26 protein-coding genes are annotated in these 24,462 nt (G+C 71.1%); 15 read left to right on the top strand and 11 right to left on the bottom strand.

Annotation, left to right across the window (positions count from 1 at the left end; all coding sequences use genetic code 11):
• The first annotated feature begins 31 nt into the window (after nucleotides 1-31).
• Nucleotides 32-832, top strand: a complete 801-nt coding sequence (locus tag ACZ607_RS13120; protein WP_469734737.1) for a VanZ family protein — start codon at nucleotides 32-34, stop codon at nucleotides 830-832.
• Here the strand turns inward: ACZ607_RS13120 and ACZ607_RS13125 are convergent.
• A complete protein-coding gene (locus ACZ607_RS13125; protein ID WP_469734739.1) occupies nucleotides 829-2,583 on the bottom strand; it encodes a glycoside hydrolase family 6 protein in 1,755 nt (584 codons plus the stop codon). The genes ACZ607_RS13120 and ACZ607_RS13125 overlap by 4 nt on opposite strands.
• A 1,124-nt stretch (nucleotides 2,584-3,707) precedes the next feature.
• Here ACZ607_RS13125 and ACZ607_RS13130 point away from each other — a divergent pair.
• The 8 genes from ACZ607_RS13130 (at nucleotide 3,708) to ACZ607_RS13165 (ending at nucleotide 11,248) form a co-directional block, all read left to right on the top strand.
• Entirely contained in the window at nucleotides 3,708-6,545 is a 2,838-nt protein-coding gene (locus tag ACZ607_RS13130; RefSeq protein WP_469734740.1) for a glycoside hydrolase family 48 protein, read from the top strand.
• Between the two features lie 118 nt (nucleotides 6,546-6,663).
• Nucleotides 6,664-7,179 carry a DinB family protein gene (locus ACZ607_RS13135; protein WP_469734742.1) on the top strand — a complete coding sequence of 172 codons (516 nt, stop codon included), beginning with the start codon at nucleotides 6,664-6,666 and terminating at the stop codon, nucleotides 7,177-7,179.
• A 90-nt stretch (nucleotides 7,180-7,269) separates the two neighbouring features.
• Complete coding sequence (locus tag ACZ607_RS13140; protein ID WP_469734743.1) at nucleotides 7,270-7,983, top strand: DUF4230 domain-containing protein; 714 nt, start codon at nucleotides 7,270-7,272, stop codon at nucleotides 7,981-7,983.
• Nucleotides 7,984-8,092: 109 nt separating this feature from the next.
• A complete protein-coding gene (locus tag ACZ607_RS13145; protein ID WP_469734745.1) occupies nucleotides 8,093-8,530 on the top strand; it encodes a nuclear transport factor 2 family protein in 438 nt (145 codons plus the stop codon).
• Between the two features lie 128 nt (nucleotides 8,531-8,658).
• The gene (locus tag ACZ607_RS13150) at nucleotides 8,659-9,330 is read left to right on the top strand and encodes a TNT domain-containing protein (protein ID WP_469734747.1); all 672 of its coding nucleotides are present in this window, start codon (nucleotides 8,659-8,661) and stop codon (nucleotides 9,328-9,330) included.
• 8 nt (nucleotides 9,331-9,338) lie between these two features.
• A complete protein-coding gene (locus ACZ607_RS13155) occupies nucleotides 9,339-9,596 on the top strand; it encodes a hypothetical protein (protein WP_469734748.1) in 258 nt (85 codons plus the stop codon).
• A gap of 79 nt (nucleotides 9,597-9,675) precedes the next feature.
• Entirely contained in the window at nucleotides 9,676-10,683 is a 1,008-nt protein-coding gene (locus ACZ607_RS13160; protein WP_469734749.1) for an alpha/beta fold hydrolase, read from the top strand.
• Nucleotides 10,684-10,735: 52 nt separating this feature from the next.
• Nucleotides 10,736-11,248, top strand: coding sequence for a mycothiol transferase (locus ACZ607_RS13165; RefSeq protein ID WP_469734751.1), 513 nt, complete (start codon nucleotides 10,736-10,738; stop codon nucleotides 11,246-11,248).
• Here ACZ607_RS13165 and ACZ607_RS13170 read toward each other — a convergent pair.
• Nucleotides 11,242-12,045: a helix-turn-helix transcriptional regulator gene (locus tag ACZ607_RS13170; RefSeq protein ID WP_469734753.1), complete on the bottom strand. Its 804-nt coding sequence runs from the start codon at nucleotides 12,043-12,045 to the stop codon at nucleotides 11,242-11,244. The genes ACZ607_RS13165 and ACZ607_RS13170 overlap by 7 nt on opposite strands.
• Nucleotides 12,046-12,134: 89 nt before the next feature.
• Between ACZ607_RS13170 and ACZ607_RS13175 the strand changes: the two genes are divergently transcribed.
• Nucleotides 12,135-12,566, top strand: coding sequence for a DUF2000 family protein (locus ACZ607_RS13175; RefSeq protein ID WP_383193808.1), 432 nt, complete (start codon nucleotides 12,135-12,137; stop codon nucleotides 12,564-12,566).
• 123 nt (nucleotides 12,567-12,689) lie between these two features.
• Entirely contained in the window at nucleotides 12,690-12,977 is a 288-nt protein-coding gene (locus tag ACZ607_RS13180; RefSeq protein ID WP_099171177.1) for a hypothetical protein, read from the top strand.
• An 88-nt stretch (nucleotides 12,978-13,065) separates the two neighbouring features.
• Here the strand turns inward: ACZ607_RS13180 and ACZ607_RS13185 are convergent, their stop codons facing one another.
• From ACZ607_RS13185 to ACZ607_RS13210, 6 genes are all read right to left on the bottom strand, one after another.
• Nucleotides 13,066-13,464 (bottom strand): protein-tyrosine phosphatase family protein, encoded by a 399-nt coding sequence (locus ACZ607_RS13185; RefSeq protein WP_469734923.1) that lies wholly within the window; start codon nucleotides 13,462-13,464, stop codon nucleotides 13,066-13,068.
• Between the two features lie 61 nt (nucleotides 13,465-13,525).
• Nucleotides 13,526-13,792: an HPr family phosphocarrier protein gene (locus tag ACZ607_RS13190; protein ID WP_469734755.1), complete on the bottom strand. Its 267-nt coding sequence runs from the start codon at nucleotides 13,790-13,792 to the stop codon at nucleotides 13,526-13,528.
• A gap of 46 nt (nucleotides 13,793-13,838) precedes the next feature.
• Complete coding sequence (locus ACZ607_RS13195; protein WP_469734757.1) at nucleotides 13,839-15,830, bottom strand: PTS fructose transporter subunit IIABC; 1,992 nt, start codon at nucleotides 15,828-15,830, stop codon at nucleotides 13,839-13,841.
• Nucleotides 15,831-15,912: 82 nt separating this feature from the next.
• The gene (gene pfkB, locus ACZ607_RS13200; protein ID WP_469734759.1) at nucleotides 15,913-16,860 is read right to left on the bottom strand and encodes a 1-phosphofructokinase; all 948 of its coding nucleotides are present in this window, start codon (nucleotides 16,858-16,860) and stop codon (nucleotides 15,913-15,915) included.
• Nucleotides 16,857-17,618 carry a DeoR/GlpR family DNA-binding transcription regulator gene (locus ACZ607_RS13205; protein WP_469734924.1) on the bottom strand — a complete coding sequence of 254 codons (762 nt, stop codon included), beginning with the start codon at nucleotides 17,616-17,618 and terminating at the stop codon, nucleotides 16,857-16,859. The genes pfkB and ACZ607_RS13205 overlap by 4 nt, the downstream gene beginning before the upstream one ends.
• Before the next feature lie 143 nt (nucleotides 17,619-17,761).
• Nucleotides 17,762-18,013 (bottom strand): DUF6296 family protein, encoded by a 252-nt coding sequence (locus ACZ607_RS13210; protein WP_469734761.1) that lies wholly within the window; start codon nucleotides 18,011-18,013, stop codon nucleotides 17,762-17,764.
• A gap of 275 nt (nucleotides 18,014-18,288) precedes the next feature.
• On the opposite strand from ACZ607_RS13210, the gene ACZ607_RS13215 reads away from it, so the two are divergent.
• Both ACZ607_RS13215 and ACZ607_RS13220 read left to right on the top strand, forming a co-directional pair.
• Nucleotides 18,289-18,543, top strand: coding sequence for a DUF5133 domain-containing protein (locus tag ACZ607_RS13215; RefSeq protein WP_469734763.1), 255 nt, complete (start codon nucleotides 18,289-18,291; stop codon nucleotides 18,541-18,543).
• Between the two features lie 181 nt (nucleotides 18,544-18,724).
• Nucleotides 18,725-19,570, top strand: a complete 846-nt coding sequence (locus ACZ607_RS13220) for a PepSY domain-containing protein (protein ID WP_469734765.1) — start codon at nucleotides 18,725-18,727, stop codon at nucleotides 19,568-19,570.
• 86 nt (nucleotides 19,571-19,656) lie between these two features.
• Here ACZ607_RS13220 and ACZ607_RS13225 read toward each other — a convergent pair whose 3' ends face one another.
• Nucleotides 19,657-20,157, bottom strand: a complete 501-nt coding sequence (locus ACZ607_RS13225; protein WP_469734767.1) for a GNAT family N-acetyltransferase — start codon at nucleotides 20,155-20,157, stop codon at nucleotides 19,657-19,659.
• Nucleotides 20,158-20,251: 94 nt separating this feature from the next.
• Nucleotides 20,252-21,700, bottom strand: coding sequence for a hypothetical protein (locus ACZ607_RS13230; RefSeq protein WP_469734925.1), 1,449 nt, complete (start codon nucleotides 21,698-21,700; stop codon nucleotides 20,252-20,254).
• A gap of 188 nt (nucleotides 21,701-21,888) precedes the next feature.
• On the opposite strand from ACZ607_RS13230, the gene ACZ607_RS13235 reads away from it, so the two are divergent.
• Nucleotides 21,889-23,025: a hypothetical protein gene (locus tag ACZ607_RS13235; protein WP_469734769.1), complete on the top strand. Its 1,137-nt coding sequence runs from the start codon at nucleotides 21,889-21,891 to the stop codon at nucleotides 23,023-23,025.
• A 111-nt stretch (nucleotides 23,026-23,136) separates the two neighbouring features.
• The gene (locus ACZ607_RS13240; RefSeq protein ID WP_469734771.1) at nucleotides 23,137-23,904 is read left to right on the top strand and encodes an NPP1 family protein; all 768 of its coding nucleotides are present in this window, start codon (nucleotides 23,137-23,139) and stop codon (nucleotides 23,902-23,904) included.
• Between the two features lie 91 nt (nucleotides 23,905-23,995).
• On the opposite strand, the gene ACZ607_RS13245 is transcribed toward ACZ607_RS13240, so the two are convergent.
• Nucleotides 23,996-24,427 carry a VOC family protein gene (locus ACZ607_RS13245; protein ID WP_469734773.1) on the bottom strand — a complete coding sequence of 144 codons (432 nt, stop codon included), beginning with the start codon at nucleotides 24,425-24,427 and terminating at the stop codon, nucleotides 23,996-23,998.
• Nucleotides 24,428-24,462: the final 35 nt, after the last annotated feature.

Genomic DNA, 24,462 nt, shown 5'->3' on the forward strand with positions numbered 1-24,462 from the left:
GGCCGCGGAGGTTGGGGGCATTCGTTCCGCCATGACAGCAGAGGCGAATCGTAGTGCACGACACGGAGGCATAGGGCGTCTGCTGCTGCGGGCGGCTGTACTGGCCGCCGCGTTCGTGGCGTTGGTCGCGTTCTCGGTGGTCCTGGCGAAGCTGACGCTCACCCCGTCGCCCGCCTCGGAGGACATCGTGACGTCCAATCTGAGGCCGGGGCGGTCCCTGCGGCAGTACGCGGAGGACTACACCTTCCTCGCCGCGTGCAAACAGGCGGGCGGAAACATCCTGATGGGCACACCGTTCGGTGTGCTGCTGCCCATTCTGGTGCCGCGCCGTCTGCGGATGATCCGGATGACCGTGCTGACAGTGCTCGTCATGGCGGTCGTCGAGCTGACGCAGGGCGCCCTGGTGGCCGGACGGGCCTTCGACATCGACGACGTGATCCTCAACACGACGGGCGCGCTGCTGGGGTACGCGCTGGTGGGGCGCCGGATCAGCCACCGCTACCACGCCCTCTCGGACGACCCGGCCGCGGCCGACGAGAAGAAGCCCGGACCGCGGACGCCGTCGCCCCGGAAGAAGCCGGACGCCGAGCGCGCGACCAAGCCCGCCGCCACGAAGGCCGGCGCCACGAAGAAGCCCGCCGCCACGAAGCCCGCCGCCGGGACGAAGGCCCGGGCCAAGGCGGCGGAGACGAAGCCCCGTGGGTCCGGCTCCACCGCGCGCCGGAGCGCGTCCGCGCCGGTGACTCGCGGACGCGCTCTGTTCGACAGGTGGCGCGGCCGGCGGGAGGGCCCGGGCGGGGGAGCGCCCGGAGCCCGCCGGCGCGGAGCTTAGAGCGCCGGGTAGGCGTTCTTCATGAGCTCCTGGAACTGGGCGGAGAACCATTTGCCGGAGACCGGCGCGTCGGCCAGCGCCCCGGACGGGTTGTTGCCGTTACGGACGTTGCCCGCGTAGGCCGGGTCGCACATCTGGTCGAAGCCCTTGCCCTCGTCGTTCGGGATCTCCTTGCTGGAGCCGTCCGACTCCCCCGGGGGCTTCATCCAGACGTACGCGTCGATGCCCGCGGCGGGCGCCGCCTGCGGCCGTTCGCCGAGGCCGGCTCCGGCCTGGTTGCACCAGTTCCCCAGGTGGATGCGCCGGTCGTAGCGGCCGCCGTCCACGTAGGTGTCGACGCTGGTGCTCGCGCCCGGCCCGGTCGGCCGGTTCGCGCCGCCCCAGCCGTTGCGGGAGGTGTCGATCAGCATGCCGATGCCGGAGTTGAAGCCGACCGAGACCAGCTCGTTGCGGAAGGCCTGGGCGAAGGACTGCTCGTCCGTGTAGCGGTTCCAGTCGACCCACTTCGACTGGCGTACGGACGTGCCGTTGACGGAGTCGTCGATGGAGAAGTTGTCCTCCGTCGTGGCGCCGTAGTTGGCCGTGTTGGTGATGAAGCCGTGCACGTCGTCGACCGTGGCGCCCTCGGTCGTCGCCGCCTCCTTGAAGAGGTCGGCGGACGGGCCGAAGTTGTCGTCCCAGCCGATCCAGCCGTGGTGCCCCGCGTCGATGTAGTTGTAGACGTTGGGCGCGTCGCCGAGCTTGTTCAGCGCGTAGCCGACGCCCTTCTGGTAGTTTCCGTTGGCCTTCATCACGTCACAGGCCGGGGTCGCGGTCGGCCGGCTGCCGGTGTTGGTGACGAGGTTCGGCAGGGAGTCGATCTCGACCGTGGTGACGATGCGCAGACCGGCGTACTTCTCGTCGGCGAGGATGGCGGCGATCGGGTCGATGTACTCGGTCTTGTAGCGGCCGATCTCGGTGGGGCCGAGCTCACCGTTGGAGGCGAGCGCCGCGCAGTCGCGTCCGGGCAGGTTGTAGATGACGACCTGGAAGACGAGCTCGCCGGAGCCCTTCTGGGCCAGGGCCTCGTCCAGGTGGTCACGCAGGCCCATTCCGCCGTTGGCGCCCTCGATGGCGGCGATGCGGTCGAGCCAGACGCCCGTCGGCTGATCAGCGATGCGGCTGCCGCCCGGTTCGGCGGCGGCGTTGGCCGACCACTCCGGGTTCACATAGACCTTGGCGCCCTCGTACGGGTTGTTGACCCGGGCCGTCGGACCCGTGGGGTCCGTCGGGTCGGTCGGATCGGTCGGGTCGGTGGGGTCCGTCGGGTCGGCGTTGCACGTGACGCCGTTCAGCTTGAAGGTCGCGGGTACGGCGCTGTTGCCGTTGCCCGTCGCGTTGAAGCCGAAGGACGCGGAAGCCCCCTTGGCGAGCGCCGCGTTGTACGAGAGGCCCTTCGCGGTGACCGCGGCGCCGCTCTGCGAGACCGTGGCGTTCCAGCCCTGGCTGATCGTCTCGCCGCCGGCGAACGACCACTCCAGCTGCCAGCCGGCCAGGGCGTCACCGGTGTTGGTGACGCTGACGGCGGCGGTGAGTCCGCCGTTCCACTGATTCTGGATCTTGTAGTCGACCGTGCAGCCGGCTGCCGCCGCGGCGGAGGCTCCGAAGGGGGCCGCCGCGGTGGCGGAGCCCGCTGCGGCGGCGACGAGTGCGCCCGCGGCTATGAGCGCCATTCGGGATCGGCGCAGGGTGGTGCGGCTCGTGCGGCTCATACGAATTCCGTTTCCTCAGCTGTCGAGGGCGCGCGGGTGTCGCGCAGCCCGATTCGTACGGGGTGGGGGTTCCGTCGTGGTCGCTGATCGAGGACGGGCCGTGAGCGGTCCCAGGTGTTCCAGGCCCGTCCGTGAGGTGGGTCTTCGGTCGCCGGGCCCCCGGTGGGGGCAGGTCTGTTCGCCGACTCGCCTGCGGCGAGGGGGACTTCGGCGAGACCGGTGCGAGCGGGGGTGTTCGAGCGGTCCTCGCTCGCGCGGATGGCGAGTGGTGGGCGTGCCACGCGGCTGCGGGCGGTTCTTCGTGCCCGCGGGTCCTCATGGCCGATGCCGTCGGCGTGCGCATCGGCCCGTCGGGCCGTTCCGCGTACTGCCGATCCATGGGTTCAGGTCAGGCCGGTGCTCCTTGTCCGAGGGTGCGGGGGCTGCGCGGGTGTCCCGGCCGGCGCACGTCCGCAGAGCGGCGCGCTCGTTGCTCCGGACGCCCGTTCCGGGCGTCCGTCGGCGGGGACGGGGAGATCCACCGGACCGGTGGAGCCGGTCGGATCCGTGGTGCGGGCCGCACTGTCGCGCCTGGGCGCACCGACGCGGGACCGCCGCCCCGCTGATGCGCCGTGCTGTTCTCCACCGTGCGTACGAGGGTGGATCCGGAAGCCGTGACCATGGCCGTGCGGGTGTTGCCGGCCATGCCGAGCACTGCTCCGGGGAGCAGCCTGAACAGGTGCGACACGCGGGGGATGACACATGAGCGACTCCTTGCAGATCGGGCGTGCCCCCTACGGCACGTCGACTGGTGGAACCGCTCCCACTGGTGTGGCTTGACGTTAGAGCGTCAAGTGGTGTCGGTCAACACACCCGTTCTCATCTCTCGGTATCGAAATAATTCGACTCTTCAAGTCTCTTGACTCTCTTTTTCCTCGTCCCCATGCTGGGAGCGCTCCCACTGGTTCAAGGCTTGTGCTCAGCCCCGCACACTCCCCATGTCGCCGAGCCGCGAGGAGGTACTGCGCATGCCATCGGGACGCGCACGAAGAACCTGGTTACCGAGAAGATCGGGCAGAACCGGAGCCGGACGCCGACGGCGGCTGTGGACAGCCCTCGCGGCGGCGCTGGCCCTCCCTCTGGGAATGACTGCCGCAGCCGGTACGCCGGCCCAGGCCGCCGCGGTCCAATGCAGCGTCGACTACACGACCAACGACTGGGGTTCGGGCTTCAGCACCGAACTCACCGTCACCAACAGGAGTTCCACCGCGATCGACGGCTGGACCCTGACGTACGACTACGCCGGCAGCCAGAAGCTCACCAACGGGTGGAACGGCACCTGGTCCCAGTCCGGCAGCACGGTGACCGTCAGGAACGCGAGCTGGAACGGCGCCATCGCCGCCGGAAGCGCCGTCACGACGGGCGCGCAGTTCACCTACAGCGGCACCAACACCGCGCCCACCACCTTCGCCGTCAACGGCACCGCGTGCGTGGGCGCCCATCAGCCGCCGATCACCGTTCTCACCAGTCCGGCGGCGGGCGCCGTCTTCACCGCCGGAGACGCCGTCCCGCTGGCCGCCACCGCCGCGGCCGCCGACGGAGCGGGGATCAGCAAGGTCGAGTTCTACGACGACACGAAGCTGCTGGGCACGGACACCACGTCCCCCTACACCTACAGCGCCCAGGGGCTGACCGCCGGCGGCCACTCCGTGTACGCCAGGGCCTACGACAGCCTCGGCGCGTCGGCGGAGTCCACCCCGGCGGGCATCACCGTCGTCGCGGGCCCGGCCGTCGTCGCCACGCCCGCCCAACTGGGCGTGCAGCAGGGCACGTCGGGGACCTTCGAGGTGTCGCTCTCCACCGAGCCCGCCTCGTCCGTCGCCGTCACGGTGGCGCGGAGCGCCGGAAACTCCGGACTGAGCGTCACCGGTGGCGCCGGCCTCACCTTCACCCCCTCGAACTGGTCCACACCCCAGAAGGTGACCGTCTCGGCCGACGGAACCGGCACGGGAGCGGCGACCTTCACGGTCACGGCGCCCGGCCACAGCAAGGCCGAGGTCACCGTCACCCAGCTCGCGGAGGCCAAGGAGTACGACGCCCGCTTCCTCGATCTGTACGGGAAGATCACCGACCCCGCGAACGGCTACTTCTCCTCGGAGGGCATCCCCTACCACTCCGTGGAGACGCTCATCGTGGAGGCTCCCGACCACGGCCACGAGACGACGTCGGAGGCGTACAGCTATCTGATCTGGCTCCAGGCGATGTACGGGAAGATCACCGGCGACTGGACGAAGTTCAACGGTGCGTGGGACACCATGGAGACGTACATGATCCCCACCCACGCCGACCAGCCCACGAACTCCTTCTACAACGCGTCCAAGCCGGCGACGTACGCCCCCGAGTACGACACCCCGAACGAGTACCCGGCCGTCCTCGACGGCTCGGCGACCTCCGGCTCGGACCCGATCGCCGCCGAGCTGAAGAGCGCCTACGGCACCGACGACATCTACGGGATGCACTGGATCCAGGACGTCGACAACGTCTACGGCTACGGCAACACGCCCGGTAAGTGCGCGGCCGGACCCACCGAGACCGGACCGTCGTACATCAACACCTTCCAGCGCGGCCCCCAGGAGTCCGTCTGGGAGACCGTCACCCACCCCACCTGCGACAACTTCACCTACGGCGGGACCAACGGCTACCTGGACCTGTTCACCGGGGATGCCTCCTACGCCAAGCAGTGGAAGTTCACCAACGCTCCGGACGCGGACGCCCGTGCCGTACAGGCCGCCTACTGGGCCGATGTCTGGGCGAAGGAGCAGGGCAAGTCGAGCGAGGTCTCGGCGACCGTCGGCAAGGCCGCCAAGATGGGCGACTACCTCCGCTACTCCATGTTCGACAAGTACTTCAAGAAGGTCGGCAACTGCGTCGGCCCCACCACCTGCCCCGCCGGCAGCGGCAAGGACAGCGCGCATTACCTGATGTCCTGGTACTACGCCTGGGGCGGCGCCACCGACACCTCGGCCGGCTGGTCCTGGCGCATCGGATCCAGCCACGCGCACGGCGGCTACCAGAACCCGATGGCGGCCTACGCGCTCAGCTCCGTCGCCGACCTCAAGCCCAAGTCGGCCACGGGACAGTCCGACTGGGCCAAGAGCCTGGACCGGCAGCTGGACTTCTACCAGTGGCTCCAGTCCGACGAGGGAGCCATCGCGGGCGGCGCGACCAACAGCTGGAAGGGCAGCTACGCCCAGCCGCCGGCCGGTACGCCCACCTTCTACGGCATGTACTACGACGAGAAGCCCGTCTACCACGACCCGCCGTCCAACCAGTGGTTCGGCTTCCAGGCGTGGTCCATGGAGCGCGTCGCGGAGTACTACCACGAGTCGGGTGACGCACAGGCCAAGGCCGTGCTCGACAAGTGGGTCGACTGGGCCCTGTCCGAGACGACCGTCAACCCGGACGGCACCTACCTCATGCCGTCCACCCTCCAGTGGTCGGGCGCGCCCGACACCTGGAACGCGTCGAGCCCCGGGGCGAACTCCGGGCTGCACGTCACGGTCGCGGACTACACCAACGACGTCGGGGTGGCCGGGGCCTACGCCAGGACACTGACCTACTACGCCGCCAGGTCCGGTGACGCCGAGGCCAAGGCCACGGCACAGGGGCTGCTCGACGGCATGTGGAGCCACTACCAGGACGACGCCGGAATAGCGGTCCCCGAAACCCGTGCCGACTACAACCGGTTCGACGACCCGGTGTACGTCCCGAACGGCTGGACGGGTGAGATGCCCAACGGGGACACCGTCGACAACGACTCGACGTTCCTCTCCATCCGGTCGTTCTACGAGGACGACCCGAACTGGCCGAAGGTGCAGGCCTATCTGGACGGCGGGACCGCTCCCGTCTTCACCTACCACCGGTTCTGGGCACAGACCGACGTCGCACTGGCTCTGGGGGCGTACTCGGACCTTCTGGAGTGAGTGACCGCGCGATCCGGGGGTCCCGGTCGCCGGCAGGCGGCCGGGACTTCCCCGTAGGCGCGTGCGGGCGCCTCCTAATCCCTCGCGCGAACCGTCCGACGCGAGGCATGATCATGCGATGACATGGACAGCTCCTGAAGCAACCCGCACCATCGGACCGCTCGTCGGCGGCGAACGCGAGACACTGACCGGCTTCCTGGCGTTCTACCGCAGCACACTGCTGCAGAAGTGCGCCGGACTGACGGGCCGCCAGCTCGCCGAGCAGACCGTCGAGCCGTCCAACCTCACCCTCCTCGGCCTGATCCGGCACATGGCCAAGGTGGAGCGGATCTGGTTCCGCCAGGGTCTCGCGGGCCTGTCGCTCCCCTCGATGTACGACCCGGAGAAGGGCAAGGACGCGGACTTCGAGGACCTCGAACCGGACCGTGCCGCCGAGGACTACGCCCGTCTCGTCGAGGAGATGCGCCTCGCCGACGAGACGGCGGACGGGGTGTCGCTCGACACCACCCTCACCTGGCGCGGCTCGGTCCTCTCGCTGCGCACGGTGTACGTCCACATGATCGCCGAGTACGCCCGCCACATCGGCCACGCCGACCTCCTGAGGGAACGGCTGGACGGCGCCACCGGAGCCTGAGCAAGCCCAACAGCCCACGCCCGTACAGGATCTGGCGTAATCCGGGGGCCCGGGCGGACTGAAATCGCCGGACCGGGTCACACGGAAGGAATGACGTCCACTGACGTAAGGACAGACAGCACCGGGGACCCCGGCCACGACGGCGCGCCGCGCCGCCGCTCCCGCACGCGGGGATGCCTGCCGTTCGCGGGAGTGTGCGCCGCGGCGCTCGTCCTGCTGCTCCTGGGTTCCCGGATCAGCCTGCTGCCGGGACTCGGCGGTCTCTTCGGCGAGGAGACCACCGACCGCTCCGGCCCCGCGGTGCTCAAGTCCATCCAGGACATGAGCGCCTACGAGGCGGCCTCCGGGAACTTCCAGGTCGTCGTCGACCTGGAGAAGGACGCCAAATTCCTGCCCGACGCCATCCGGGGCACCCGCACGCTGTACGTCGGCGCGGGCACCGTCGGCGCCTCCGTGGACCTCGGCGAGCTCGGGCCCGACGGGGTGAAGGTCGACAAGGACCGCACCACGGCCGAGCTCGTCCTGCCCCACGCGGTGCTGGGCAAGCCCGCCCTGGACCCGGAGCGCTCCTACGCCGTGTCCAAGCAGCGTGGTCTCCTCGACCGGCTCGGCGACTTCTTCTCCGACAACCCCGGAAGCGAGCAGGCGGTCAACAAGCTGGCCGCACAGCACATCGGGAAGGCGGCCGAGGAGAGCGGCCTGACGAAGCGGGCCGAGAAGAACACCACCTCGATGCTCCAGGGACTGCTGGCCTCCCTGGGATTCGAGAAGGTCACCGTCCGTTACGCCGATACGCCCGGCTGACCCCCTGCCACCGCGGCCCCGCCTTCACCGGCCCACCGGCCCTGCGCCACACTCGCCTGAGCGAACGGTCGCCCCACCGGCGGCCGTCAGGAGCCGGGGAGTGATGACCATGACCGCCGAAACCACGGAACGCTTCAGGGCCGCCGTCGAGAAGGGCGACCACGCGGCACTCGAGGAGCTGTTCACCGAGGACGCCCGACTCTTCAGCCCGGTGAAGTTCACACCCTTCGAGGGCCGGCCGATGGTGCTCGGACTCTTCGGCGTACTCCTCAGGACGTTCGAGGACTTCCGGTACGTCGGGCAGTTCGAGGGCGAGGCCTCCACCAGTGCGGAGGGCGCCCAGGAGCCCTCGGAGATCCTGCTGTTCAGGGCGACGGTGAACGGCAAGGCGATCCACGGGATCGACCTGCTCCAGTTCGACGAGGACGGCCGCATCAAGGAGTTCACCGTGATGGTGCGCCCGATGTCCGCGGTCCAGGCGCTGGGTGAGGCCGTCCTGCAGGGCCTCGCCGCCGACGGACTCGTCCCGGACGGCACGGCCCACTGAGAGAGCGCTGTCCGGCCGGGCGTCACCCGGCCGGACACCGAACGGCATGGCGCAATCGCCTTACGGAGTCATTCGCTTACCCTACGTGAGCCTACCGAGTACTCATCGGCATCCGAGGGGACACCCGAATGAACCGTATCCGCACCGCACTTGCCGCGATCGGCCTCGCCGCCGGCCTGGTGGCCGCGCCCGCCGCGAGCGCCGCACCGCACGAGGACCGTACGACGGCGGCAGTCGCCCACGACCCCTGCACCGGTGAGTTCCTCGGGGACGCGCGGCTGGGCCCCCAGTGGCTGCCCTCCACGAAGCAGGCCCCCGTCGGCCCCCTGCTCAAGGGGTACAAGCGGACCGGAAGTCTCTCCCCCTCCGCCTTCCTGAACAAGTACTGGGAGGGACCGGCGGACACGGGCAGCTGGAAGTACCCGCCCAACGACGGCTTCGCCGAGGTCAACGGCGAGATCGACAAGGAGCCCGCGAAGCTGCGCACCGGCCAGCGCCTGGACCGCTTCGGGTCGGAGTACGGCGGCTACCTCGCCCCGGCGGGCGACGCCTACAAGGAGCGCGCCCTGCCCCCGCAGAACCTCAACACCCGCGACACCGCGGTCCCGTGCGACTACCGCGTCTACAAGGTCACCAAGCCGTTCTGGGTCTGGCAGGGCAGCATCGCCCCGTGGTTCGAACAGCCCGGCGGCGGCCAGCAGATCAAGCTCGACGCCGTCTTCCTCGACCCGGGCGCGGGCCAGCGGCTCAACGTGAAGTGGCTGCTCGACCACGCCTACCTCACCGCCGTGGGAGCGTAGGACCCGCCGTGGAACGCCGGGAACTGCGCGCCGCGCTGCACGCCGCCGGCGTCGCCGACGGCTACTACCGCATCGAAGGCGTGCACGAACCGGCGCCCACACCCCCCGACTTCCTGTTCCTGCGGAAGGCCCCCGACGGGGTGTGGGAGACCGGCGCGTACGAACGCGGTACGTACGAGGTGATCGCGCGGCACCCGGGCGAGGCGGCGGCCTGCGCCCACCTCCTGCACCTCCTCGTCGGACGACCGCAGACGCGTTTGCCGTAACGGCAACTTCTCTTGGCCGGCGGTGCCGTGGCGCCGAATGATGGTCGTGCCGACAGGCACCGATCACCCGAGGAGACCCATGTCGCAGCACGCTCCCGCCGCCGAGCCCTCCACCACCGTCCCCGGGGCGGTCCACCGGCTGGTGGACGTTCCCGGCGGCCGGATCCATCTCCTGGAACAGGGGAGCGGCCCGCTCGTCCTCATGATCCACGGCTTCCCGGAGACCTCGTACTCCTGGCGCCACCAGCTCGCCGCCGTCGCCGAGGCGGGCTTCCGCGCGGTCGCCCTCGACGTACGCGGCTACGGGCGCTCCTCGGCCCCCGGGCCGGTGGACGCCTACCGGATGACGGCCCACGTGGCCGACAACGTCGGCGTCGTACGCGCCCTGGGGGAGGAGACCGCGACGCTCGTCGGCCACGACTGGGGCTCGAACATCGCCGCCGACAGCGCGCTGCTGCGCCCCGACATGTTCACGGCCGCGGCCATGCTCAGCGTCCCCTACGCCCCCTGGAACCCGGTCCGCCCCACCGACGGCTTCGCCCGTATCGGCGGGGACGAGGAGTTCTACGTCAGCTACTTCCAGCAGCCCGGCCGCGCCGAGGCGGAGATCGAACCGGACGTACGCGGGTGGCTCGCGGGGTTCTACACCTCGCTCTCCGGCGACACGATGCCGCCGCCCGGCGCGGACAGCCCCTTCTTCGTGCCCGCCGGAGGGACCATGCGTGACCGCTTCACCGGCGGCGCCCTGCCGTCCTGGCTCCCGGAGGCGGAGCTGGACGTCTGCAGCGCCGAGTTCGAGAGGACCGGCCTCACCGGCGCGCTCAACCGCTACCGGAACGTCGACCGTGACTGGGAGGACCTGGCGGCCTGGGACGGAGCGCGTCTCAGCTGCCCCTCGCTCTTCATCGGGGGAGCCCTCGACTCCTCCACGACCTGGATGGCCGACGCCATCGCCGCCTTCCCCACGACGCTTCCGGGCCTGGTCTCCTCCCACATCCTGGACGGGTGCGGCCACTGGATCCAGCAGGAACGCCCCTCGGAGGTCAACGCCCTGCTGACCAAGTGGCTCCACACCGTGCACCCGTGACGGCCGCGTGTCGAAGTCGGGGCCCCGTCCGCGGACCGGCCATGGTGGTCGTATGAACAGTGCAGGCATTCTCGCCGATGCGTTCGAGCGAATCCATGAAGCGGTGCACTCCGCGGTCGAGGGACTCCCACCCGAGGACCTCAACGCCAGGACCGACGACGACGCGAACTCCATCGCCTGGCTCGTGTGGCACCTCACGCGCGTCCAGGACGACCACGTCGCCGATGCGGCGGGCACGGAACAGATCTGGTTCTCCGAGGACTGGGAATCCCGCTTCGAGCTGCCCCTGGAGAAAGGCGCGACCGGCTACGGCCAGAGCAGCGCGCAGGTGGGTTCCGTGACGGTGGGGTCGGGCGACCTTCTCCTCGGCTACTTCGACGCCGTGCACGAGCAGACCCTCGGCTTCGTCCGGGGACTCGACGGCCGGGCCCTGGACCGCGTCGTGGACGAGGCGTGGTCACCGCCGGTGACCCTCGGCGTACGGCTGATCAGCGTCATCGCCGACGACCTGCAGCACGCGGGCCAGGCGGCCTTCGTACGCGGGGTGCTGGAGCGGCGTCAGTAGGCCGCGGCCCCTGTGCGCGCGTAATGACCCGGACTCGTGCCGACCACGCGCTTGAAGTGCCGTGAGAAGTGGGACTGGTCGTAGAACCCGGCCGATGCCGCGACCTCCGGGGCGCGCATGCCACCGAGCAGCAGACGGCGGGCCAGGTCGACGCGGCGCCCCGTCAGGTACTGGTGCGGTGCCATGCCGAACTCCCGGCTGAAGGCCCGCACCAGGTGGGTGTGATGGGAGTGCAGTCGCTCCGCCGCCTCGCGCAGCGTCAGCCCTTCCACGAAGTGCTCGTCGAGCAGGTCCCGGAGCGCGTACGCGACCCGGCGGTCGGGCACCTGCGGGGCGACGGTCTCGTCATGCAGGTGCCCGACGAGGCGTTCGGAGACGAGGGCCAGACGGCTCTGTGCCTCCAGCTCGTCCCCGGGGTGCTCCAGCGTCCGGTGCAGCTGGTCGACACGGTGGCGCAGCTGCGGGTCCCGCAGCACGGGCCGGTCGACCGCGCGCCCCACGAGACCGGCGTCGAGCTGCGCGTTGTTGAGGTACAGGACCCGCTTGCGGAACCCTCCGGGAGTCGCCGCGCCGCCGTTGTGCGGGACGTGCGGAGGCAGCAGCGTCACGACGGAACTGGGCGCCCCGTGCTCATGGTGGTCCAGGTCGTAGCGGACCACTCCCTCGTCGACGATGAGAAGGGTCCACGCGTCGTGCGTGTGCATGGGATACGCGTGGTCGGCGAAGTGCGCGTGGAAGACCTCGTCGATCCCCTCGACGCGCGGACGCCACGCGCTGATGTCCGGACGTGCACCCATGGGCGAAGCGTACAAGAGGGGGCCGGGGCCCCTGCGGCGTGCAAACTTCGTACAAGACGGCCGTCGGCCGGGCTCGGCAGACTTCCCGCATGACCGACGACAACGCACCCGTACGCTTCGACACCAAGATCGCTGTGCTGCTCCGCGACGACCTGGAGACCTGGCAGCGCCTCAACGTCACCGCCTTCCTGGTCAGCGGCCTCGGCACCCAGGTGCCCGAGGTGATCGGCGAGCCGTACGCGGACGCCGACGACACCCCGTACCTGCCCATGTTCCGTCAGCCGGTCCTCGTGTTCGCCGGGTCCAAGGAGATCCTGACCGGCGCGCACGCCAAGGCGGTCAGCAGGGGCGTGACCCTGTCCGTGTTCACCTCCGACCTCTTCGCGACCGGCCACGACGAGGCCAACAGGGCAGCCGTCCGGGCGGTGAGGAGGGACGGGATGGACCTGGTGGGCCTGGCCGTCCACGGGCCGCGCAACGCCGTCGACAAGATCCTCAAGGGTGCCTCCATGCACCCGTGACCGGCGTCCCGGCGTCACCGGGCGGATACTCACGGACACACCCGTGCGGGTGATGGTTCCCGGTGCCATACTCGAGACAAGTCCGCTTGACAGGCTTGTCATCGTCCCGAAAGGCGACGCGTCATGAACTGGGCATCGTGGACCACCCTCGGTGTCTTCGCGGGAACCGGCGGAGTGCGCACCGAAGAGGTAGGTGTCGTGAGCGGTGATCTGACCGTACACACGACGTGGACCGAGGAGCAGGCCGAGGTCGCTGTCCAGTACAGCGGCGCATCGGACTGGTTCACACTGGCCGGCAGTCCGGTGCCGTGCTCCTCCGAGGAAGCCAGCAGGGATCTCCACCAGAGAGTCGTCGAGGCGGTACGCGACGGCGGCGGAGCCACGGTTCCGGTTCCGCACGCGGTGGAGTGACCGCAACCGTGGAGCGATCACACCCGGTGGTGTGACCGCACGGGTGGAGCGGCCGTACGCGGCGGTGTGAGGGACGCCGGCGTCGTGGTCAGGGCTGCGCGAAGCGGACCACGTACCGCCGCTGCCAGGGCGTCTCGACCGCCCGGGGGTGATAGCGGGCGCGGACGTACGCGACGGCTTCCGCCGCCGGGACGCCGTCCAGGACGGCCAGGCACGCCAGAGCCGTGCCCGTCCGTCCACGACCTCCCGCGCACGCGACCTCGACGCGCTGGTCCGCGGCCCGGCTCCACGCCTCCGTGAGGACGAGGCGCGCCTCCTCCCTGTCGGCCGGCAGACGGAAGTCGGGCCAGCGGACCCACCGCGACTCCCAGGCCACCGGGGGTGGCGGCCCGCCCAGCAGATGAACCGCGAAGGCGGGCCCGGGCCCCGGGGGAAGCGGGCGCCTCAGACCACGGCCGCGGACCAGCCGCCCCGAAGGCAGCCGCATCACGCCGTCACCCTGCGGGTCCCAGGTCTCCGCCACGCTCGGTCCTTCCGGGGTCGAGGTCCTACTGGTCCAGGTCGCTGGAGAGAAGGCTAGCCAGTTCCTCGACCGCGCCCTCCGCGCTTTCGCCCACGGCTGAGAGCACCAGCTGATCCCCGTGCTGGGCCGCCAGGGCGAGCACCGAGAGCATGCTGCGGGCGTCGACCGGAGTGCCGCCCTCACGTGCGACGGTGACGGTGACCGGCTGGCGGGCCGCGGCCTGAACGAAGAGCGATGCGGGACGGGCGTGCAGGCCGCTGCGGGAGCCGACGGAGACGGTGCGCTGGTACACGGGTTCACTCCTGGGTGACGGGGGATGGGGTGCGGGGGAACGGGGATCAGGCGGCCACGGCGACGCCGGACTCGTCGTCGGCCGGGGCGGGGACGGGGGTCCGCCGCATGCCCTTGAGGACGACGACCAGAGCGGTGGACACGGCGGTGCCGACGGCGATCGCCAGCAGGTACAGGAACGGCTCGCCGATGAGCGGGACGACGAACACACCGCCGTGCGGGGCGCGGAGCGTGCAGCCGAACGCCATGGACAGCGCGCCGGTGACCGCCCCGCCCGCCATCACGGACGGGATCACCCGCAGCGGGTCCGCGGCGGCGAACGGGATCGCGCCCTCGGTGATGAACGAGGCGCCCAGCACCCATGCCGCCCTGCCGTTCTCCCGCTCGGTCGCGGTGAACAGCCCGCGGCGTACGGTCGTGGCGAGGGCCAGCGCCAGCGGGGGCACCATGCCGGCCGCCATCACGGCGGCCATGACCTTGAGGCTGCCGGGCGTCGGATCGGCCAGCCCGCCGACCGCGAAGGCGTACGCCACCTTGTTCAGCGGGCCGCCCATGTCGAAGCACATCATCAGGCCGAGGACGACGCCGAGGATGACCGCGTTGGAGCCGGACAGCCCGTTCAGCCAGTCGGTGAGGGCGTTCTGCAGCGAGGCGATCGGCTTGCCGACCACGATGAACATCAGGAAGCCGACGGCGATCGACGCGAGCAGGGGGATCACCAGCACCGGCATGATGCCCCGCAGCGTGGGGTGCACCTTCACCCGCTGGATCGCCATCACCGCCGCACCGGCCAGCAGACCCGCGACCAGACCGCCGAGGAACCCCGCGTCGATGGTGAGCGCGATGGCCCCGCCGACGAACCCGGGGACGAGGGCGGGCCGGTCCGCCATCCCGTAGGCGATGTACCCCGCCAGCACCGGCACCAGGAAGCCGAAGGCGGCGCTGCCGATCTGGTTGAGGAGCGCGGCCCAGCTGTCCGCCTCGCCCCAGACGAAGTGGTCGGCCACCGACTTGGCGGTCGCGATCTCGTATCCGCCGATGGCGAAGGAGAGCGCGATGAGCAGCCCTCCGGCCGCGACGAACGGCACCATGTAGCTGACGCCGGACATCAGATAGGTCCGCAGCCGGACACCGAAGTGCCCGGACGCCCCCGCCGGACCGCCCGCATCGGCGCCCGCTGCGTCGCGGTCGTCGGCGAAGCCGCCGACCTCTCCCCGCTCGGCCTTCCGCCGGGCCTCGGCGATGAGCTCGGCGGGCCGGTTGATCCCGGCCTTCACCCCGGTGTCGACCACCGGCTTGCCGCCGAAGCGGGCCTTCTCCCGTACGTCGACGTCGTGCGCCCAGATGACGGCGTCGGCTGCGGCGATCACCGCCGGATCCAGCCGCTCGAAGCCCGCCGACCCCTGTGTCTCGACATCCAGCACGACGCCCTGGGCGCGTGCGGCCGCCTCCAGCGACTCGGCGGCCATGTAGGTGTGCGCGATCCCGGTCGGGCAGGACGTGACCGCGACGATACGGAAGGGCTCGGCCGCAGCCGTGTCCTGCGGCTCCGGTGCACTCGTGGCCGTGTCCTGCGGCGACGGAGCCGCCGCGGGAACCTCTTCGCCGCGGATCAGGGCCGCCGCCGCGCCGGGGTCGGCCTCCGCCCGCAGCGCCCCGGTGAAGCCGGGGTCCATGAGCCTGCGCGCCAGGCCGGACAGGATCGTGAGGTGGTCGTCGTCCGCGCCCGCGGGCGCGGCTATCAGGAAGACGAGATCCGCGGGACCGTCCGGGGCGCCGAAGTCGATGCCGCCCGCGCTGCGCCCGAAGGCCAGCGTCGGCTCGGTGACATGCTCGCTCCGGCAGTGCGGAATGCCGATGCCGCCGTCCAGACCGGTCGGCATCTGCGCCTCGCGGGCCGCCACGTCGGCGAGGAAGCCGTCGAGGTCGGTGACGCGGCCGGCGGCCACCATGCGGCCGGCCAGCGAACGGGCGGCCGCGTCCTTCGTCTCGGCGGACAGATCGAGATCGACCAGGTCCGCGGTGATCAGCTCACTCATCGCGGGGCTCCTTGCTCGTGGACCGCCCGGGGGACGGCGCGGGGGACGGGGGAGTCGTACGGCTGGACAGGGGCGGGGCGGTTCATGGGGCCTGCTCGGTGAGCGGCAGGTCCGTCGGGATGTCCGCGGTGGTGACCACCGCCGACGGATCGAGGTCGGCGGGCGTCGGCATGGCACTTCCGGGCAGCTGCACGGCGGCGGCACCGTGGGCCACGGCGGCGGACAACGCGGCCCGGCCCGTGCCGCCCGCGGACAGGAACCCCGCGAGCGAGGCGTCCCCCGCACCGACGTCGCTCCGGACGGCAGCCACCCGCGCCACGGCGAAATGGGCTCCGGAAGGTTCCACCAGCAGCTGGCCGACGGCACCGAGGCTGGCGAGCACCGACCGTGCGCCGAGGTCGCACAGCCCCTGCGCGGCCTTGAGCGCGTCACCGACCGTCGCGAGCGGGCGGCCCACGGCCTCGGCGAGCTCCTGCGTGTTCGGCTTGATGACGTCCGGCCGCTCGGCCAGCGCGGCGACGAGCGCCGCACCGGAGGTGTCGAGCGCGATCCGTACGCCGGCCCGGTGGCTCCGGGCGACCAGTTCCGCGTACCACTGCGGCGGCAGACCGCGCGGCAGACTTCCGCAGCAGGCGATCCAGTCCGCGCCGGCCGACCGCGCCCGGACGGTGTCCAGCAGACGCTCGGACTCGGCGGTGGTGATCTCGGGGCCCGCCGCGTTGACCTTGGTGAGCGTGCCGTCGGGTTCGACCAGGGTGACGTTGACACGGGTGTTGCCGGCGATCGGCACCCCGGCGGCCTCGATGCCGTGCTCTCCGAGCAGCTGGGCCAGCAACGCGCCCTCGGGCCCGCCCAGCGGAGCGACGGCCACCGTGCGGTGCCCGGCCGCGGAGACCGCGCGGGAGACGTTGACGCCCTTGCCGCCGGGATCCACACGGTCCGCGGCGGCCCGCAGGACGGCGCCACGGGTGAGCCCGGGGAGTTCGTAGGTGCGGTCCAGGCTCGGATTGGGTGTGACGGTGAGGATCATGCGCGTACCACTTCCGTGCCCCGGCTCTCGATGGCCCGGGCGTCCTCGGGGCTCAGCCCCGTATCGGTGATCAGCAGGTCGACGTGGGAGAGATCGCCGAAGCGGGCGAAGTGCTCCTGGCCGGACTTGCCCGAGTCGGCGAGGAGCACCACCCTGCGGGCCGCCGCGATCACGGCACGCTTGACGGCGGCCTCGGCCAGGTCGGGGGTGGTCAGGCCGCCGTCGGGGGAGAAGCCGTTCGTGGCGAGGAAGACGACGTCCGCGTTGATCTCGGCGTACGCGCTCAGCGCCCAGGCGTCGACGGCCGCGCGGGTGCGGTGACGGACCCTGCCGCCGACCAGGTGCAGCGCGATCCCCGGGTGGTCCGCGAGACGGGCGGCCACCGGGAGGGCGTGGGTGACCACGGTGAGGGACGAGTCGATGGGGACGGCCGCCGCCAGCCTGACGGTCGTCGTCCCGGCGTCGATGATGATGTTGCCCTCGGCCGGGAGCTCGCCCAGGGCGGCCGCGGCGATGCGGTCCTTCTCGTCGGCCGCCACGGTGTCGCGCTCGGCGAGGTCCGGTTCGAAGCCGAGCCGCCCGGCCGGGATCGCGCCGCCGTGCACCCGGCGGAGGAGCCCCGCCCGGTCGAGAGCCTTGAGGTCCCGCCGTACCGTCTCTGCGGTCACCTGGAACTGCTCGGCCAGGGAGAGCACGTCGACCCGCCCGCTCTCGCCGGCGATGCGGAGGATCTCCTGCTGCCGCTCCGGTGCGTACATGTGGTTACGTTTCCGTTTCATGCCCGAGTCTGTGGGTTCACTGGCAGGCTACGGGCGCACTTCAGGAAAGTAAACACATCCGGGCAATGGGTGGGCATGAACGGACTTCGGGCCCGGCGGCTGTCGCGGCGGGCCCGGAGTCCTCAGTCGCTGCCGTGCGTGCCGCGTGGACTCAGCGGCCGGGCCAGCAGCGGTGCCCCCAGGACCTGATGGCCGCCGCTCGCCTGCATGCGCACCTCGCCGCGCCGGCTGATCTCGGCGCGCACGATTCCGGTCTCGTCCTCGTAGACGGGGTACCCGCCCGCACCGGAGCGGGCCGTGAGATGGACGACGACCACGTCGTCCTCGGCGCCGCCCGCCTGGAAGATGAGTTCGTAACTCTCCGGGTAATCCATGACCACCTCCGACCGGGCATGGCAGAAGTCGCTCGCCCGTCACTCCCATTGTTTCCCACCGGAGCGCATGGCGCTCCGGGGATCATGGTCAGGTGACCGTCCGTGACTGCGGATGCGGAATGGGTGAGGCGGGGCGACCATCATCTGCAAGGGATCGGACGCGTGCTGTCAGCTTCGCACGGCCGCCCGTGACGCCAGGCGGTACCGCCGGCGCGATCGGACTTCGTCGGCGCGGGGCCCACAGGCTCCCGGCCGCCCTGTGGAGAGGAACTGCCGTGCTGATGGCCAATCCCGCAACGCTGCGGAATCTCGTCAAGCGCTACGAGACACTGCGGAGCACCCATGCACGGCTCGGCACCTCCGAGAGCAGCCGTCAACTCGAAGACGTCTCGTACACCCTCTGCGTCACCACCGGGACCAGGACCGTCCCCGATGCCCTGGCCGCCGCGGCCGTCCAGCTGCGCGCCGTCCCGGCGGCCGGATCTCTGGGCCCGGCACCAGGTGCGGCCGAGGTGCAGCTGACCGCCTGACGCGGCACCGCACACCTGGGAATGGCGCCGGTTCGACAGAACCGGCGCCATTCGGCCTGTCGGGCCCACCGCCTGGCGGCAGACCGCGCGACACGCCGAATGGGCGGACGGCACCGTCGATCGGGTGACTCCCACCGGTCGGACAACATGACTGTTCGCGCGGGCGGCTAGGCATGTCGGCATGAGATCTGAGCCCCGCCGAAACAAGACTGTGTCCCCGCGCACCCGTCGGCTCCGCGTCGCCGGAGGCGCCTTGTGCGCTGCCGCTCTTGCCGCCACCCTCGTGACCGGTTGTGGTCAGGACAGCGGTGACGAGACCGCCGCGGCCACCTCCGAGGCTGCGAAGGTCCTTCCGAACCAGACGACCAGCCCCTCCGGCAGTCCCTCCGGGACGGCGCAGCTGACCGAGGACCAGACCAAGCGCAAGGACCTGCTGTCGACCGTCAAGGTCACCTTCGACAAGGCGGCCACGACGGCTGTCGGCGAGGTGTCCGGTGGCAAGCTGACCGATCTGGACCTCGAAGGCCTCGACGACCAGGACGACGACGCGACCGGCAGCCCGAGCCCCACCGGCAGCCCGACCGGCAGCCCGACGGGTGGCACCGGCAGCCCGAGCCCGGACGGCAGCGAGAGCCCGGGCGGCACCGGAAGCCCCAGCCCGAGCGGCAGCGCCGGCAGCCCGAAGTGGGTCGCGGAGGTCGTCGAGGAGGACGGAACCGCCCACAACGTGACCATCGACGCGGTGACCGGCAAGGTCATCGACTCGTCGCCGGACGCCGACCAGAGCGACGCCGACAAGCAGAAGCTCGCGGACCAGATCTCCAAGGCGACGCAGACGCCCCAGCAGGCGGCGAAGGTCGCCACGGACAAGACGCCGGGCAAGGTCACCTCGATCGCCCTCGACGAGAACGACAGCAACGTTCTGGTCTGGCAGGTCGACGTGGTCACCAAGGACTGGAAGAAGACCACCTTCGACGTGGACGCGGCCAAGGGCACGATCACGGACGAGCAGGTCGACGACGACTGATCACGGCACCTACGGACTCATCGGTGGCGCACCGCGAGGCGGTGCGCCACCGATGTGCTGTTCCCGGGCGCACCGGGACCGACGGCTCAGCCTCCGTGCCCCGCGTCCGTCAGATCACGCGTGAAGGACAGCCCGGGCTTTCCCATCAGGGTGATCGGGCCGGCCTCCACGAACCCGGTACGGGCCAGCACGGCCCTCGAACCCGCGTTGTCCGCCGTCGTCCTGGCCCGGAGGACGGTCAGGCCGTACTCCGCGAAGGCCAGCGCACACACCTCGGTGACCGCCGACGTGGCCAGTCCCCGGCCGGCCGCCCGTTCGGCGATCCGGTACCCGAGTTCGGCCGAGCCTCCCGCGACGTCCACGAGGTTGACCCGGCCCAGCACGGCCCCGTCGCCGTCCGACAGGACGTGGAGGTGGTCCACGCCCGCCGCCTGCCCCGCGAGCAACTCGGCGAGCCGGGCGTCGAACCCGGCGAAGAACGCGTCGCCCCGGTCCGGGACGGAAGCGGCGAAGTAGGCGCGGTTCTCCCGCTCGAAGGCGAGCAGGGCGGGAGCGTGATCGGGGCGCAGACGTTCGAGGACGGCCATCCGGGAACGATATACAGCCCCGGTCGCCGGGGGAGAGCGAATTCCGGGCCGGGGCACTGGCCCCGGGCCGGCGTCAGCCCTCCGCCGATGCAACTCAGGGCGCGATTCCCACGTCCTCGAGCCGGCTCCACTTCCTCTCCTGGGCCCTGGTCATCGCGGGCCACAGCGTGGCCCCCGGGCGTGCGTTCACGCGCGAGGCGTAGGGGCCGGGACGGTACCCGGGCCGGAAGAAGCACCCGGTCCCGTACACGTCGTCGAAGGCCGGGCAGGAGGAGGCGACGGAGTCCGGCGTCGGCTTCCTTCCTGTGCGCACCCACCCGGACAACGCCGAGATCGCACTGGCGTACTCCGCCGTGCTGAGCCCGCTGTGCTCGCCCTCCTGGGTGAAGGTCTGCACGAGGTACCGGTCGCGGTGAGCCCCCTTCAGACTGTCGCGATAGGCCGCCTCGTGCTCCACGAAGGCGGTGGGGTCGTCGATGGCGTGCATGGTCAGCACGGGGACGGACACGGAGCCGGTCACATCGCTGTCGTACGAGAGGTCACGCCGGCCCGACGGGTCGGCGGAGAACCGTTCGACCCCGGCATTCAGTGCCGCGTCGTCGTGCGACCCGCTGTAACGCACGTGCTCGTTGCCGAAGGGGCTGCGCAGGCCGAGCCGTCGCACGATGTCGCGGAACGTGAAGGTCGCGAAGGAGAGATGGGACTCCAGGGTCCGCTCGGGGATCTTCGTGACCGCGAGGATGTCGTCCAGGTTCTGCTGCTGGAGGGGCGTGCGCTCCGCCGGCTCCGAGGCGTACCCCGTGCACTCCTGGAGCCGGGCGCGCAGCCCCGCGCCCGTCATGGACGAATCGTCACGGAGCCCCATCCACAGGGGGTACGAAGGCTCCGACGGGCGCGGGTGGTTCCGGCAGTAGTACTGGTAGACGACACGCAGGTCAACCCGGTAGTCGTAGCCACGCGAGCCACCCGCGAGGACACCGTTGGTGAGCAGCGCGCCGTCGTAGGGAGAGCCGGGGCCCGTCCCGTACGTCTCGATGGTCTTCGCTGCCACGTTCCCGCCCCAGGACTGGCCGTGGATCAGCGTGGTGTCCGGGCGCCCGAACCTCTTGGTGAACAGCCGGCGCAGATTCTCGGTGTCCTCGGCCGCCATCCTCGTACCGTAGCCACCGCGACGGTAGGCCGAACCCGCCCAGGCGTAACCCTCGTCGACCATGACCGACCAGCGCTCCAGGTCCTCGGCGCTGCGCTCCGGATCCGACTCCGCGCCCAGGTCGGGCCCACCATGGGCGTGCATGACCAGCGTTCCGTTCCACGCGTCGGGGACGGCGACGGTGTAGTGGGCGCCGTGGGAGTCCTGCCCGGCGTAGCACGTCGCCTTCGACGCCAGCCGTTCCGGGCAGGCGACCGTATCCGGCGCTCCCGCCGCAGCCGAGGGCTGGGCGGGGCCGACGAGACTCGCGGCGAGCATGAGGCTCGCGGCGAGAGCGCCCGCCGCGAAGCCTGACGTCACCGCTGACCGCCTTCCGCGTGAACGCTGCCGCATGACAAAGGCGACCACGGTATTGCCTCCTGGCTTCTCGCTCCGTTGCATGCGGGCCGATGCTAGCCACGCCGCTGTGATCCACCAGGGGTCGCGTCATTGCGTTCATATCGTTTACCGGACCGCCCCTTCTGCGGCGCGGACACCGGCGCGAACGGTGACCTCGGCCCTTCCCGCGCGTTGTGCAGAACATGCCCACCTCCTCGCCCAGTTCGCCCCCCGCTCCGGCCGCACCGGTGGCGAAGCCGAAGCCCTTCCTGCTGACGCCCAGCCAGGGAGAAGCCGCCCGTACGCTCCTGGCCTACGTGGGTTCACTGCCGCTGAGGGGAGCCGACGCGCAGCTCCTCGCGGTCGTCGTCGTCATCCGGGCGGCGCGGACCGGAATCGGCAACCTCACCGGCCAGGACCTGCGTTCCCTGCGTCTGGCCGACCCGGAGGCCGCCGTCACCTCGTTCGCCGCCCTCGGCTGGCAGAAGCAGGAGGCCCTGCTCGGCGACGACCTCGTCACCCCGGTGGGGATCACCGTGCCGGACCTCGCCGGCCGGCCGGCGTCCCCGCTGCCCTTCGGCAAGGTGATGCGGTCCAGGGTCTCGGGCTGGACGATGCGGACCCTGTCCGCCAAGCCCGTCAAGAAGACCTCCACCGCCGCGCGGCTGGCCGCGCTGTTCCTGGCGGCCCACGGTCCGGCCGACGCGTACGGCACGCTGCCCGCCCACCTGCCCGACGACTGCCGGGCCGCCCTGCCCGAACTGGTCGCCAAGGGCTTCCTGGAGGAGCTCGACGACGACCGGTACCTGCTGTCGGAAACCGTCCGGCATCTGTCCGGAGTGCGCCCCCCGTCCGACACCCCCGCGGCCACGCGCAAGGAGCCCGAGGCGGACCCGCTGAGCTGGCACGAGTGGAAGGACCGGGCGAGCGTGGCCCTGCGCCGGCATGTGGAGGCGGTGGAGAACTGCCCCGACTGCTCCCTGCCGGCGGCCAGGGTCTCCGAGGCGTTCATGCGCACGGCGGTTCCCGCCCAGTTCGAGGAGAAGGTGCGTGCGGCCCACGCCGTCTGGGAGGCCAGGTTCCCCGACCGGGGGCCGGCCGCCGCCGAGTTCGCCGCCGCCTTCCGCGCCTCACACGGTCACGGGCCCTCGGTCAAGCAGCTCTGCAAGTCGATGGGCTGGGGGAAGATGTCGCGGGAACTGCGGATGTACGCCGTCCGAAGGCTGATCGCCGAGGGCTGGCTGATGAACACCGACCCGGTGCCGTGGACGCTGCGCCCGGGCAGGGCCGCCGGTGCCGGTGCCTCGGCGGCGACGGCAACGACCGTACGGCCGGGCTGAATCGAGCGGCGCCGTACCCGCGTCACTCGCGGGGTTCAAGACGATTGTGGTGGGCATGCCAGGCGTATCGCGCGTGCCCCCCACAGCCACGCGCCGACCGGGAGGACGTCAGTGAAAAGCCGCGTACCGATCCGTAAGGCCGCTCTCGTCGTGACCAGCGCCGTCGCTCTGGTCATCGCCACCGCGAGCAGCGCGCTCGCCGACCCGCCGACCGCGCTTCCGGCGAACGCGGACGCGCTGGAACAGACATTCCAGCCGGCGTTCGACTACGACACGGACGGCTGCTACCCCACGCCGGCGATCGGCCCCGACGGAACGATCGCCCCCGGCCTCAACACCACCGGTGCGGTCAACGGCAGTTGCCGTGACGCCGTGGATCTGGACAACACCAACGGCTATGCCCGGTCCACCTGCAACAACGGGTGGTGCGCCGTCATGTACGGGCTCTACTTCGAGAAGGACCAGGCGGTGGCCGGCAGCGGGCTCGGCGGGCACCGGCACGACTGGGAACACGTCGTGGTGTGGATCCAGGACAACGAGGCCCGCTACGTCTCCACCTCCGCCCACGGAAACTTCGACGTCTACTCCAGTGACCGGATCCGGTGGGACGGAACGCATCCCAAGATCGTCTACCACAAGGACGGTGTGAGCACCCACTGCTTCCGCCCCGCGAACTCCAACGACGAGCCGCCGGAGAACCACTACCACGAGTGGCGGTTCCCGGCTCTCGTCGGCTGGAACGGCTACCCGGCCGGACTGAGGGACAAGCTGGTCCAGGCGGACTTCGGGAGCGCGGTCTTCGGCCTCAAGGACGGCAACTTCGCCGCCCATCTGGCGAAGGCGCTCCCGTCCGGCATCCCCTTCGACCCCAACGCCTGACACGGGAGAGGCCGCTGACGCCGGGCGCCCGCGCCGAGTGGCGCGGGCGCCCGGCAGCCACGAGCCGAGTGGCGCTGGCCCTGGTGACGTGTCAGCGGGCCGAGAGCTCCGCGGGTGCCTCCTGGACCACCCATCCGTTGCCGTCCGGGTCGGCGAAGGACATGAACGAATTCCAGGTGTCCCCCTTCCCCTCCTCCCAGCCCGTCGCGCCGACGTGCCGGACCGGGGAGACGTCCACACCCCGGCCCGCCAACTCCTCGCGGGCCGCCTCGATGTCCGTGACGCAGAGCTGAAGACCCTGCAACGTGCCGGGTGCCATCGTCTTCTCACCGGGGAAGGCGGGCATCCCCCGGAGCATCGCGATCGAGCACCGGGACCCCGGCGGCGTCAGCTGGATGATGCGCATGCCGGGGGCGACCTCGTCGTCCAGGTCCAGCCGGAAGCCGGCCTTCTCGGTGTAGAACGCCTTCGCCCGGTCCATGTCGGTGACGGGGACGGGGATGACCTCGAGTGTCCAGTTCATGGAGCCACCGTCACCCGGGGAGGGGGCGGGAGGCA

Source organism: Streptomyces sp. NPDC104381 (assembly GCF_055583745.1).